The sequence below is a fragment of the Myroides odoratimimus genome (assembly GCF_038039805.1).
Taxonomy (GTDB): domain Bacteria; phylum Bacteroidota; class Bacteroidia; order Flavobacteriales; family Flavobacteriaceae; genus Flavobacterium; species Flavobacterium odoratimimum_B.
The window spans coordinates 39,429-53,864 of sequence record NZ_JBBPHK010000012.1 but is presented as its reverse complement, the minus strand read 5'-3'; the positions used below and the strand labels follow the sequence as shown (position 1 = coordinate 53,864).

General features: G+C 33.5%; 10 protein-coding genes. 3 read left to right on the top strand and 7 right to left on the bottom strand.

Annotation, left to right across the window (positions count from 1 at the left end; all coding sequences use genetic code 11):
• Positions 1 to 33 precede the first annotated feature (33 nt).
• Positions 34 to 375: an arsenate reductase (glutaredoxin) gene (arsC, locus tag AABL85_RS10470; protein ID WP_286414458.1), complete on the top strand. Its 342-nt coding sequence runs from the start codon at positions 34 to 36 to the stop codon at positions 373 to 375.
• 84 nt (positions 376 to 459) lie between these two features.
• Positions 460 to 2,937, top strand: coding sequence for a TonB-dependent receptor domain-containing protein (locus AABL85_RS10465; RefSeq protein WP_341310043.1), 2,478 nt, complete (start codon positions 460 to 462; stop codon positions 2,935 to 2,937).
• A gap of 172 nt (positions 2,938 to 3,109) precedes the next feature.
• On the opposite strand, the gene AABL85_RS10460 is transcribed toward AABL85_RS10465, so the two are convergent.
• Positions 3,110 to 3,286: a hypothetical protein gene (locus AABL85_RS10460; RefSeq protein ID WP_006258725.1), complete on the bottom strand. Its 177-nt coding sequence runs from the start codon at positions 3,284 to 3,286 to the stop codon at positions 3,110 to 3,112.
• 150 nt (positions 3,287 to 3,436) lie between these two features.
• Between AABL85_RS10460 and fumC the strand changes: the two genes are divergently transcribed.
• Positions 3,437 to 4,837: a class II fumarate hydratase gene (gene fumC, locus AABL85_RS10455; protein ID WP_341310042.1), complete on the top strand. Its 1,401-nt coding sequence runs from the start codon at positions 3,437 to 3,439 to the stop codon at positions 4,835 to 4,837.
• Between the two features lie 112 nt (positions 4,838 to 4,949).
• Here the strand turns inward: fumC and trpB are convergent, their stop codons facing one another.
• The 6 genes from trpB to AABL85_RS10425 form a co-directional block, all read right to left on the bottom strand.
• Positions 4,950 to 6,131 carry a tryptophan synthase subunit beta gene (gene trpB / locus AABL85_RS10450; protein ID WP_341310041.1) on the bottom strand — a complete coding sequence of 394 codons (1,182 nt, stop codon included), beginning with the start codon at positions 6,129 to 6,131 and terminating at the stop codon, positions 4,950 to 4,952.
• A gap of 294 nt (positions 6,132 to 6,425) precedes the next feature.
• Positions 6,426 to 7,073: a peptidoglycan-binding protein LysM gene (locus tag AABL85_RS10445; protein WP_286414450.1), complete on the bottom strand. Its 648-nt coding sequence runs from the start codon at positions 7,071 to 7,073 to the stop codon at positions 6,426 to 6,428.
• A 300-nt stretch (positions 7,074 to 7,373) separates the two neighbouring features.
• On the bottom strand, positions 7,374 to 9,233 hold the full coding sequence (gene abc-f, locus AABL85_RS10440) for a ribosomal protection-like ABC-F family protein (protein WP_286414449.1): 1,860 nt from the start codon (positions 9,231 to 9,233) through the stop codon (positions 7,374 to 7,376).
• 36 nt (positions 9,234 to 9,269) lie between these two features.
• Positions 9,270 to 10,391: a metallophosphoesterase gene (locus AABL85_RS10435; protein WP_341310040.1), complete on the bottom strand. Its 1,122-nt coding sequence runs from the start codon at positions 10,389 to 10,391 to the stop codon at positions 9,270 to 9,272.
• A 3-nt stretch (positions 10,392 to 10,394) separates the two neighbouring features.
• Positions 10,395 to 13,352 carry a sensor histidine kinase gene (locus tag AABL85_RS10430; RefSeq protein ID WP_341310039.1) on the bottom strand — a complete coding sequence of 986 codons (2,958 nt, stop codon included), beginning with the start codon at positions 13,350 to 13,352 and terminating at the stop codon, positions 10,395 to 10,397.
• Positions 13,349 to 14,074 carry a LytR/AlgR family response regulator transcription factor gene (locus AABL85_RS10425; RefSeq protein ID WP_286414444.1) on the bottom strand — a complete coding sequence of 242 codons (726 nt, stop codon included), beginning with the start codon at positions 14,072 to 14,074 and terminating at the stop codon, positions 13,349 to 13,351. The genes AABL85_RS10430 and AABL85_RS10425 overlap by 4 nt, the downstream gene beginning before the upstream one ends.
• Between the last annotated feature and the right edge of the window lie 362 nt (positions 14,075 to 14,436).

Here is a 14,436-nt window from a genome sequence, read left to right as displayed (position 1 = left end):
AATGTACTATATTTGGTATAAAATTCCTTATTTATGATCACAATTTATCACAATCCGCGTTGTAGCAAATCACGCGAAAGTATTGCTTTCATGGAAGAGCAAGGCGTAGCATACAAAATTATAAAATATTTGGATGCAGACCTTACTGAAAATGATGTAAAGACAATACTAAAAAAACTCAATTACAATCCAATTGATTTAGTTCGTACAAAAGATGCCTTTTGGAAAGATACTTTTGGAAGTAATACATTGAGCGATGACGAGATAATCGAAGCTATGGTTTTAAACCCAAAGCTGATTGAAAGACCAATTGTTGTTAATGGCCCTAAAGCTGTTATCGCAAGACCTACAGAAAAGATACATGAAATCCTGTAAGGTAAATTAACAATTTATTAACTATTCTGTTTTTAAACCTTCGCCACGTATTATAGTCTAATAGATATAAAACTAACGACTATAATGAAAAGATTAAAAACTACAAAAGCTCTTCTAATGCTGTTAACTCTAATGTTTGGAGTAACAGCATTAGCTCAGAACTCTAAACAAAGTACTGTAACTGGTACTGTAGTAGAAGCTGCTACAAATCTTCCTTTAGAATATGCGAGTGTCTTTGCACAAAATGAGAACAATGCCGATATTGTCTCTGGAGGTATGACTGACTCAAAGGGGCAATACTCTTTTAATGTACCTGATGGATCATACTTAATACGCATAGAATACTTAGGTTTTAAAACTATCGAATTGCGCAAAGTAGCTGTAAATGGAAATACTAATATAGGTATTAAAAAAGTTACAGATGACAATCAAATGCTAGATGAAGTAATGGTCATTGCTGAGAAGTCTACTGTGGACATTAAACTTGACAAAAAAGTTTACAATGTAGGAGAAGATATGATTGTAAAAGGGGGTACTGCAGGAGATGTGTTAGACAACGTTCCTTCAGTAACTGTAGATAGTGAAGGTGCTGTTAGTTTACGTGGTAACGAGAATGTAAAAGTACTTATCGATGGAAAACCTACTGGTCTTGCTAATAATATCCAAGAAGCAATGCGTATCTTATCTGCTGAGTCAATCGAAAAAGTAGAAGTAATTACTAACCCATCAGCAAGATATGAAGCTGAAGGAGGTGCTGGTATTATTAATATTGTACTTAAGAAAGGTAAAGCACAAGGTATTAATGGTAATATCACAGGGACTATAGGAGATCCTCGTAACTATGAATTAAATGGTAATGTGAATATTAGAGGAGAAAAATATAACTTCTACACTACTTTATCATATAGAGATACTAAAACAAAAGGATATAATCGCAATAACAACCAATATTTAGATAATAAAGGTAATACATTACAGTATATTGATGAGTATAAAGATAATAATAGAGAAAGACAAGGCTACAATGGTATGTTCGGTCTAGACTATTATATCACTCCGTCCTTAACGTGGTCTAATAGTGTGAATGTACGCAGAAGCAATGGTACTTCTCCTAACTCGGTAGATTACCAATATTACGATGCTAATCACAACTTAGATTATAATAGATATAGAGAAGAAAGACGTAAGTCTAACTATAACAGTGTTGAGTATACAACATCATTTGAAAAGAAATTTGCTAAAGAAGATCACAAATTAACAGTAGAGGCAAGTATCTCTAAAGATACTAGTGATGATGATGCTAATATCTCTGATATTAATGATAAGCATAATTTAATGACTTATGAAAGAACCTTGAGTGATGATAAATATAAGTCAGGTCTAGTAAAAGTAGATTACACTTTACCAATAGGAGAAAATGGAAGCTTTGAAGCAGGTTACTTAGGAACATTCAAATCTACAACGAATAACTTTGGTCTTTATAACTTAACAAATAACCAATGGGTTAATAATACTAAAGTATCTAATGTACTAGAATACAAAGAACAAGTTAATGCGTTCTATGCTCAATACGGAAATAAAATAACTGACAAGCTTAATTATATGATTGGGTTCCGTTGGGAAAAAAGCAATATTGATGTAAATCAATTAACTAGCAATGATTATAACAATAAGAAATACGATGACTTCTTCCCTAGTTTATTCTTAAACTATGAATTAGATGAATCTAGTAACGTAAGTATTAGTTATAGTAAACGTATTATGCGTCCTAGAGGGCATTTTTTAAACCCTTTCTCTAATTATACAAGTGACATCAACTTCTTTCAAGGAAATCCTGATTTAAACCCTGCTAAAACAAATGCATTTGATTTAGGATATTTAAAGAGATGGAGTGGCTTTACTCTTAGTGCATCTGCTTACTTAAATAAGACTGATGATACGTTTCAATTCGTGAGAAGAGAAGCAGGTACTAATGCTGGTGGTACAACTATTATTGTTAGTTCACCGATTAACTTAGCTACAGAATACAGATATGGATTTGATTTTACCTTAAACTATAGCCCATTCAAATGGTGGAAATTAAATGGTAACTTCAACTTCTTTAGAACAGAAACAAAAGGAGACTATACTTTCACTAAACTAGACGGTACAGTAGAGACTCAAAACTTTGACCAAAATACCTATGCCTGGTTTACTAGATTATCGTCTAAAATATCATTGCCTTATAAAATAGACTGGCAACTAAACGGAATGTATAGAGCACCTTATGATACACCACAAGGAAAAGCATTAGGAAATCTATCTGCTAATACCTCTATAAGTAAAGATATCTTAAAAGACAAAGCTACCATTACATTAAATGTTAGTGATATCTTCGATTCTAGAAAAAGAGAATCTGACACTTACTTACCAACATCTATTTCACACAGTGAAATGCAGTGGAGAGGTAGACAAGTAAACTTATCATTTACTTATCGTTTTAACCAAACTAAAATGGATAGACAGAAACAACAAAGAAATGCTGGCAATGGTGAAGAACAAGGAGAAGGGGAAATGATGTAATCAAATAAAGAAACCTTTACTAAACTATTATAAATTTATTATTTGTTAGGGGGCTACCAGTAGGTAGTCCCTTTTTTTATTCCCTTATTTTTCGAATCTATCAAACCTCATAAATAAGCATAAAAAAAGAGTCATAATACATATTATGACTCTTTATTTCTTAAACCAAATACTAGATCTGATTGTCTTCTAATTGCTGTCTTTTAGCTTTCTTCTCTTTTATTAGTTCTCTAGCTCCACCTACTGCCCAGTAAGATACGAAACCAACTAAGAACATCATAAGCCAAAATGCCATAGTAACTACAGTCATGGCAACGATGAAACCTAAATACTGTTGAAATTCAAACATGTTTTCTCCGGATTAATTTTGTATATACGCTGTAAATATACTCACTTTTATTTTTTCTACCTAACCTACCTTAACTTTTAATCTTTCTTTAGAATGAAACTAAATAATTCTTCTTATCTTTAGACTACAATCATTCAAAATAAATTAATAATGGATTACAGAATAGAAAAAGACACTATAGGAGAGATAAAAGTTGCTAAAGACAAATATTGGGGAGCACAAACTGAACGCTCTAAAAACAACTTTAAAATAGGTCCTGAGGCTTCTATGCCACACGAAATTATAGAAGCTTTTGCTTATCTTAAAAAAGCTGCTGCTTTTACGAATGCTGATTTAAATGTTTTACCTTCAGAAAAAAGAGACCATATCGCTAAAGTATGTGATGAAATACTAGAAGGTAAACTTGATGCTCACTTCCCTTTAGTTATTTGGCAAACAGGTTCTGGCACACAATCTAACATGAACGTGAATGAAGTAATTGCCAATAGAGCACAAGTACTAGCTGGTTTCCAAATAGGTGAAGGCGAACCTGTACTTAAAGCAAATGATGATGTAAACAAGTCTCAATCATCTAATGACACCTACCCAACGGCAATGCATATTGCAGCTTATAAAGCTGTGGTAGAATATACTATTCCAGGTGTAACTGCTTTGAGAAACACATTAGATAAGAAAGCTAAAGATCTAAAAGATGTAGTAAAGATAGGACGTACACACCTTATGGATGCTACCCCTCTTACGCTAGGACAAGAAATATCAGGTTATGTAGCACAATTAGATTATGGGCTAAAAGCGTTAAATAACACTTTGCCTCATCTTGCTGAGTTAGCATTAGGAGGTACTGCTGTAGGTACAGGGTTAAATACTCCTAAAGGATATGATGTAAAAGTAGCAGAATATATTGCTCAATTTACAAAATTACCATTTGTAACAGCTCCAAACAAATTTGAAGCTTTAGCTGCTCATGATGCAATTGTAGAAACGCATGGGGCTTTAAAACAACTTGCTGTTTCCTTATATAAAATAGCAAATGATATCCGATTATTAGCTTCTGGACCACGTTCTGGAATTGGCGAAATCATTATCCCTGCTAATGAACCAGGGTCTTCTATCATGCCTGGTAAAGTAAATCCTACACAATGTGAAGCACTTACTATGGTAGCTGCACAAGTTATAGGAAATGATACAACAATATCTTTTGCTGGCACACAAGGTCATTTTGAGTTAAACGTATTCAAACCTGTGATGGCAGCCAACTTCTTACAATCTGCTAGACTGATAGGAGAAGCTTGTATCTCTTTTGATGAGCATTGTGCACAAGGAATTGAAGCAAACGACAAACGTATTAAAGAATTACTAGATAGCTCATTAATGTTAGTTACTGCTTTAAATACTAAAATTGGTTATTACAAAGCAGCCGAAATAGCTCAAACAGCTCATGCTAATGGTACAACGCTAAAAGAAGAAGCTGTTCGATTAGGATATGTTACACCTGAAGATTTTGACAAATGGGTTGACCCTAAATTAATGATAGGGAACATCGAAGATTAAAACATACTGAACCTTTAATAGAAAAGCCAATAGCATATTATATGTTATTGGCTTTTTACTTCTTCAATAGCTCTCTTCAGATAACGATACTAAAATACATACCTTATCTATTTTAGAAGTTAAAATAACTGCGATAATTATCTAAATCTTTATCTCCTCTTCCCGATAAATTGATTACAACAATATCCTCTGGTTTGAATTTGCGTTGTTCTAATACTGCTAAAGCATGAGAACTTTCTATCGCAGGGATAATTCCTTCTGCTTTACACAAGACTAACCCGGCTGTCATTGCCTCATCATCTTTAATCGCATAGAACTCTGCCCTTCCCAATTCTTTCATATGTGCATATAAAGGTCCAAAACCAGGATAATCTAAACCTGCTGATACTGAATATGCTTCTAGAGGTTCTCCTTTTTCATCTTGCATAAACAAGGTTTTACTTCCGTGTAACACACCTTCTTTTCCTACAAAAGAAGTAGCTGCTGTTTTTGGACTATCAGCTCCTTCTCCTCCTCCTTCAGCTACAATTAACTTCACTTGTTCATCTTCTAAGAAATGGTAAAAAGCTCCTACTGCATTACTTCCTCCACCAACACAAGCTACTATATAATCAGGCTCTTCTCTTCCTTCTTTTGCTAACAATTGTTTTCTAATTTCTTTAGATATAATAGACTGGAATCTACTCACCATATCAGGATAAGGATGTGGTCCTACTGCTGATCCTATCAAATAGAATGTGTCATCAGGATTTTCTATCCAGTATAATAAAGCCTCATCTACTGCCTCTTTTAATGTCTTTGCTCCAGACTCCGCAGCTCTCACCTCAGCACCTAGCATCTTCATACGTGCCACATTAGGTGCTTGTCTTTCTATATCTAAAGCTCCCATATATACGATACACTCCATTCCCATAAGAGCACATACTGTAGCTGTAGCTACTCCATGTTGACCTGCTCCCGTTTCTGCTACTATTTTATTCTTTCCTAAGCGTTTTGCTAATAATATCTGACCGATAGTGTTATTAATCTTATGAGCTCCTGTATGACATAAATCTTCTCTCTTTAAATACACTTTAGTATTGTACTTCTCAGACAACCCTTTTGCAAAATATAATGGAGTAGGACGACCTACATAATCTTCTAATAACTGATTCATTTCTTGTTGAAAATCCTCTTGTTCAATAATAGAGATATACTCTCTTTGTAATTGCCCAATAATTGGAGCTAGTGCTTCAGGAATAAATGCTCCCCCATAATTTCCATAATAACCATCTTGATTAACTTGATATTTCATTTTATATACTGTTTTTAAATTTTACTTTCGATTAGGTATAAAAAAAAGAGGCTTGTCGTTTGACAAGCCTCTTCTAGGTATTATATATTATTTCTCTTAATTCATATATACATAGCAAGGACTGCTCACGACATTCGACGTAAGTTTAGTCCACCACCAAGTATTTGTTAGAATTAAATTCATTTCGTTTTTCTACTTATTGAATTGCAAATGTAAAAACTTATTTTCGATAAACAATAAAAAAAGGATACCATTTTTCAAATGATATCCTTTTAGCTTTTCTTTTCTAAAGAGTTATAATACTACTACAGCATCTTTCTCAGCTGTAATATCAGATACATCGTATCCACTAAAACTTTTTAGATATGTACGTATCGAAGTACCGTATCCGTCTTGGAAACCGTTTGCTCCATTACTGTTCAAGAATTTCTTTACAGAACCTGCTCCACCTAAGTGAGCCGCTGCTAAGATTCCTGACTCTGTAATTGCAATTCCTCCGATGCGTTTACCATCAAATTTTTCAATCTCTTTTCTCAAGATCCATTTGTTTTTCGCAACTAAAGCGTCAAAAGCTTTTTCTTGCATTACTGGATCATGTAAAAAATTAGTCGTATCCGTTACTCCTATTGAACGTAATGCCACTTTACCAAACTGGTATTTGCCCATGTAACCATATGAATTTACTATTCTGTACAATCCATAAGATTCGCGTACTGCCAATGCCTGTTTAAAACCGACATAAGTCTTTCCGATAAATGGTATTGCTAATAACTCTCCTGACTCCTCCATAGCTAAATCACTATATGGAAAATCATAAGATAAGGGACCTTCAGGAACTATTTTATACTCCTCTAAAAGCATAGTTTCATATTGCTTAAAACCTGAAACACCTACCCCTGTTAATAGGACAATACCAATAAAAAAAGAACATTTTTTTCTCATTAAAACTAATTTCTCAAGCCCTGTCACCACTTGAAATTTCTGTCTGCAAAGTTACTTCATTTTTCTCATTCTCCTATTTTTTTAATATCACTTTTTATTTTTTAACACCAAAAATATACACAAACAACTAAAAATCAATAGTTTAAAAAATATAAAATTAACTTTTTAAATCTTGCTTATTTCATAAATAAACCCTAAATTATTAGAGCTCACATCAGTAATAACAGCTGACTAACGAAAAAAAAGGTACAATATTGTTCAATATTGCACCTTTCTTATTTTTCTTATTTATGGTGTTTTTTATTCCTCCATTTTAGAAGAAAGCTCAAACCATTTCTCTTCTCTATCCTCTAATTCTGCTAGCACTTTCTGGAGTTCATTTGCTTTAGATTCGATTTCATCATCCCCTACTTTCCCATCAGAAAATAATTTCTCTATTTCCACCTTCTTTTGCTCCAAATTAGCAATCTCTCTTTCTATTTTTTGAAACTCTTTTTGCTCCTGAAATGTCAATCCTTTTTTAACTTGACTTTCTTTCCAGTTTACCTTTTCCTTTGTTGACTCTTCCTTCACTGGTTCTATACTATCTTCATATGCTCTAAAGTCAGAATAGTTACCTGGGAAATCCTCTATTTCTCCTTCTCCTCTAAATACGAATAGATGATCTACGATCTTATCCATAAAGTATCTATCGTGAGAAACCACAACTAAACAACCTGGATAGTCTAATAAGAAACTTTCTAATACATTTAACGTAACAATATCCAAATCATTCGTAGGCTCATCCAGAATCAAGAAATTAGGGTTCTGAATCAATACTGTACATAAATAAAGACGTTTTAGCTCTCCTCCACTTAATTTCTCTACGAAGTCATGTTGTTTCTTTCTATCGAATAAGAAACGCTCTAGAAGCTGTCCTGCCGATATAGATCTACCTTTCGCTAATGGAATATACTCACCGAACTCTTTAATCACATCGATTACCTTCTGTTCTGGTTTTATATTAATCCCTCCTTGTGTATAGTATCCTATTTTTATGGTTTCTCCTACTACCACTTTACCTGCATCAGGCAGTATACCTTGAGTAAGGATATTTAAGAAAGTAGACTTTCCACTACCATTCTTTCCGATAATACCAATGCGCTCACCTTTATTGAAATTATAACTAAAGTCATTTAAGATGACCTTATCCTTAAATTTCTTATGTAGTTTATGAAGCTCCACGATCTTACTACCGATACGCTCCATATTAATCTCTAACTCTACTTGATGTTCACGTCTTCTACTATGCGCTTTTTCTTTAATTACGTAGAAGTCATCAATACGAGACTTAGATTTAGTAGTACGCGCCTTAGGCTGTCTCCTCATCCAAGATAACTCCTTCACAAATAAGTTCTGTGCCTTATCTATACTCGCATTCTCTATAGCTAGGCGCTCTTCCTTTTTCTCCAGATAATAAGAATAGTTTCCTTTATACTGATAGATCTTGCCATTATCTAATTCGATAATTTCATTACAAACCCTTTCTAAAAAGAAACGGTCGTGCGTCACCATAAACAAAGTAATATTTTCCTTAGCAAAGTAATTCTCTAACCATTCTATCATCTCTAGATCTAAGTGGTTAGTAGGCTCATCTAAGATTAATAAATCTGGTCTATTAATTAATATAATAGCCAATGCTAACCTTTTGCGTTGACCCCCTGATAAAGTTTTTACTTTTACTTTTAGATCTTCTAACTTCAGTTTAAACAAGATTTGTTTATACTGCGTCTCAAAGTCCCAAGCATTATGAGCATCCATCTTCTCGAATGCCTTCTGATAAGCATCTGCATCCTCTGGATTTTCTAATGCTTTCTCGTATTCTTCTATGATTTTTAATGTATCATTGTCTGAAGCAAAAATACTTTCTTCTATTGTCAATTCATCTTGCAGTGCAGGCTCCTGAGGCAAAAAGGCCATACGGATACCTTTGCGCATGACTACTTGTCCTGCATCTGGAAAGTCTTCTCCTGTCAGGATTTTTAAAATGGTTGTTTTACCTGTTCCATTCTTTGCTACGAAAGCAATCTTCTGATCTTTATTAATCCCAAATGATACATCCTCGAACAATGTTCTCGCACCAAAGGATTTCGCTATATTCTCAACCGATAAATAATTCACAATCTAATATTTTTTACAAAAATAGCCTTTATTTTATTATATTCCTTGTACTCTGATTACGACGTATTCTGACACAGTACCTATTCTATATCTACCTCCCCATATTCCTACACCAGAACTGACATAGATATGCGTATCCTCTTTCTTTAGATACCCATGCGAATTCTCAAATAACTGATCTGTTATCCAAGACACAGGCCACATCTGCCCTCTATGTGTATGTCCAGAACACTGTATATCCACTCTATTGTTCACGGCATTTTCTAAGGCATAAGGTTGATGATCTAAGAGAATATTCAGTTTATCTTCCTCTATCCCCTTCATCAGTTCACCTAACTCTTTACGGTGTCGATTCGTCTTATCATCTCGTCCTATCAGATTCACGTTTATATCTTCTAGCACCTTTACCTGATCGCGTAATATATTTATCCCTGCAGACTTTAAGAACGTAATACTGCCTTCTACTCCAGCTAGATATTCATGATTACCTAGACACGCATACGTACCATACTCACTCTTAAACTTCTTTAAAACCTCATCTAACTTATAATATTGTAATGGTATCAGGCTTACATCTATCACATCTCCAGCAATAAGTACAGCATCAGCACACTCAGCGTTGACAGTATCTACCCATTTATTTAACTCTTTATGCTCTATAGCATATCCTAGATGCAAATCTGTCAACAAGACAAATCGAAGCTCTTTAGGCAACTTTTTATTCACCTTTATCACTATCTCTTTTCTCTTCTTTTTAAGGTAAGTAATATGTCCTATAAACGCAATTACTAACGTCAATAATATCAATAGAGAACCACGGGCAGAAGAATAATGATCATAGATAAATAAGGTAGACTGCTGTGTAAAATGATTAATTAATGCTCCTATATCAAAAAGTAAACACAACATAAAAGCATATATGCTTAACATAAGCCAACCAGTGCCTATTCTATAGAAGTACGACGCTAAATAGACAGGCATTCTCTTCCCTACACTATAGAATATAAGTATACTTAACGACATCGTTAATGCTATAACACGAAACAGTACCTTAACACTAAAATCACTATCCCTAACTAACGCACTATAATTAAAAAACACATATGCATTAGATAGCATATACATAATGAATATGCCTATAAAAAGAAATCTCTTCATTGATTATTTTAAAACATTTTTTAATACTATTCTCACTATTGTCCCCTCACTATTATACTTGATAATCAGATCTTCATCTAGATAAGATTGGATTAGTGAAATTCTCTCCTTTACGATCGCCATACCTTTAGACTCATGTTTCTTATTATTCACAGCAGTATCTCCTACACCATTATCTTTTATTTCTATGGCTAAATATTCTTCTTCTGTTTTATAAATTTCAATCACAATACGAGGACTCTTTATATGCTGAGGAAAAGCATGAACTAAACTATTCTCTACGAAAGGCTGTAATAATAAAGGAGGAACTAATATACCTCTTAGGTCTACTCCTTTTGCATTTATCTCGAAACTCACCCTCCCGTCTAATCGCATATTTTCAATCTCGACATACGTACTTAGGTATTCACATTCTTCTTTTAAGGTAATGCGTTCTCTAGTAGACATATCTAGTGTTGTCCTAATTAATTGAGCAAAACGTTCTAAATAAAAGAGTGCGTCATCTACCTCTTCTTTGATAATATAATATTGAATAGAGCTCAATACATTAAATATAAAGTGAGAGTTCATTTGACTGCGTACAGACTGTAACTTCACCTCTGCAAGTCTCTTTTGGTACTCTAGTTTTTTGCGCTCTGCTATTTGAACTTTTCTCAATTGTTTAAATCTAAACAAATAGAACAAAGAAGATATACCTAATAGTAGAAAGGCACATAATAGAATAAACCAAGCTTTTGCATAGAAAGGTTTATCTACCTCTACTAATAAGAGTGGGTATATTAATTCATTACCACTATCATAGTCATATACCTTAATATCGATAGGGTACAACCCTGACTCAAGATAATGTAAATCTAATTTATTCTCTTTTACATTGATCCAATTCTCACCTAGCTTTAAGCGGTATTGAAACTCTAATTTTCCTGGAAATTTAGTTCCTAATACTTCGAAACCTATCTGAATATTGTTCTCTCTACTATCTAATTCTAACTTGCGTATATGATGATAGACCTCTCCATTTTTTTCTAATTCATACCCATTGACTGTAATATCCGAAATATTGACCTCATACTGAACATTTCTTCTTTTAAAATAAGTGATATCTAAAGTATATAACCCATCTACCGTACCTATATATAATAAATTATCCTTGAGCTCATAAGATAAGATTTCTTCATTGCCAAAACCTTGTTCTTTATTGAATTGAAACTTATGATTACCATCTATAACCGTTAGTCCTTTACTCGTTCCTATTAAGATCTTTTGTCCTATACACTTAAGCAAGGTTATATTAGCTCCTATAATATCTTTATTTGAGATAAAGTCCTTCACCATATACTTTCCGCTCTGCGTCTCTAGTATATAAATGTCATTAAAGTCTGTAGCTACATAAAGCGTATTATTAGCTCCTCTCTCTATCTTCTTTAATCTATTCTCAGGAAACAGATTTCGCTTAGACAAGGACATAAAGTTCTTTCCATCGAAGGTATACAATCCATCTAGAGCTCCTGCCAAAAACATCTTGTCCCCTACATATTCTATATCTACGATATCTCTAGGTATATCATCACTATCTACCCTAAAGTGATATTGATAGTCCATTTTATTCAAATCCTTATACACCCTCACTCCTCCAAAAGGATTAGTCTCAATAAATCGGTTTTGAAAATAACCAAACTGATAAGTATGAATAGAGTGATAGGATAAAATATAGCCGTTATACCCTATCTGAAATACACCTATATTACTACTAACCCAAATCGTACCATTATACTCTACTGCTGAGTAAAATATAATCTTATCCGCAGGCACTGTATAATCAATCTCAAAAAAGTGATTGTTTTTCGTAGTTATAGCTAGATGTTTGCGATAATGTTGTTCTTGATAATGCTTAAATGCTGATAGAGGTATAGTTCCTACTTCCTCATCTTTATTCTGTATCAACACTCCTTTTTGAGTGAAGAAGAACACTCTGTCTTTCAATTTTTTTATAACAGATACTGCTCCGTGTGAGTCATCATAACTCAGAGGAGAGAATAAGTCTATCTGAAATACCCCTTGAGATTTAGTCCCTATATATAAGAAGTCATTCTTTTCATCATATCCTACAGAATAGAAGTCTGTAGATAACACTCCTAAGTACTCTGTGATATTATCTAATGAAACCCCATCCCATCTATACAGTCTTCCATTATTATCATCTACTCCACCGCTGACGATATACAGTTGATTATTTGCTTTCTTTATATCCTTTACTGATGGGATATCATACTTTGCTATCACTTTTTTAGTAGACAAATCCTTGATTACTAAACCATCCTGACCTCCGATAAATACTTTATCGTCAAAGCCTATAGCAGCAAATATTCTTCCCTCTTTTTCTACTAGAACCAACTCATTATTTACGAGCTTAAATATTCCATCATTAATCGTAGCTACATACACCTCTCCTCGATACTCAAAAAAATCACTTACCTCAAATGGGTGATGCTTATTCGTAACAAAACTAGGAGTAGTAACAGAAAAGTCTTTTTTAGAGATTAGAGATACTCCATCAGAGGTAGCTACATATATATAGTCTCCATTGTGATATAAACGTCTTATTCTGTTAGAGATCAGTCCATGCTGTACACTGATGATACGCACCTCTCCCTTACCTCTGTATAAGATACCTTGTCCATAACTCCCTACCCAGATACCTTGCTTATCATCCTCTATGATATCAGTTATATTAGTATATCGGTATCGAGAGGCATCCTCATTAGCTTTTACTAGTCCTTGTACTTTTTGTGTTAGACCAGATCGAGATCCTATCCACACTATCCCCTTAGAATCCACACAGAGTGCGCGTACATCATTAGCCATCAGACCATTCTCTATGGTATACTGCTTCGTGATAATCCCCTGCCCGAATCCTATGAAATAAAAGAATACAAAAAATACAGTTAGTAAATATCTCATATATTAAGGCTATTAAGCTCCTTCATCATAGCAGAAGCCACCGTAATCACATTATCCACCTTTTCGTGATTCACTATTATTTGCTCTTTAAAACAAACTACATTCGTATCCTTATCGATATAATCAATATGATCTACATTCACTAAATAAGAGCGATTAACACGTTTAAAGTTTTTGTGTTTTATCTTATCTTCCACATTTTTTAATGTCTTAGACACTAAATATTTCTGATCTTTTAAATAAATCTCACAGTAGTTATCAGCAGCCTTACAGTAGACGATATCTTCTACTCGTACGATATACCGCTTCTGATTATTCTTTATTATTTTATAAAAGTAATGATATCCTTCTAGCTCCTTATATTTATCGAATACGTTCTGTACATCCTGTATTCCTATCGGTTTCAGTAGATACTTCAGACAGTCATATTTATTAATAGCCTCTATGGCATACTGGTCATACGCTGTAGTAAACACTACCTCAAAGGTACTTTGATCAACATAATTAAATAACTCAAAACCATCTTCTTCTGGCATGTGAATATCTAAGAATACAATATCAGGCAAAATAGCATTCACTTCTTGTACAGCTTCCTGTACTGAGTGAGCAGTATGTACCACAATTCTTTCGTGGTATACTACTTTTTTCTCTATAATAGTTTTAAGTACTTCAGCTACTTTAGGTTCATCATCTACAACTAAAACAACTAATTCATTCATCATGTCAGTAAGGTATTTATTTTATAGTAATGGTGGTATACGCAAAAATAAACAATACATCTATATCCACACTACATCTATTGATATTAATAAACAATAATATTCATCCTATTTATCACAGTTCTCTTAGCTCCTATTTCCGTAAGATGTAATCAAAATTAATTAGCTTACTTTTTTATTTTTTAGCAAGTATATAGACTTATAAACACTAAGAAAGTCACTTCAGTCTCTACTTTTTCCTACTTCTACCCCAAAAAACCTCCTAAACAGAACAATTAATAAAAAAACCAACTCATTTTTTTATAACGCTTAAAAACACAAATAACTATATACCAACACATTAAACCCCAAACTCCTAATTATAT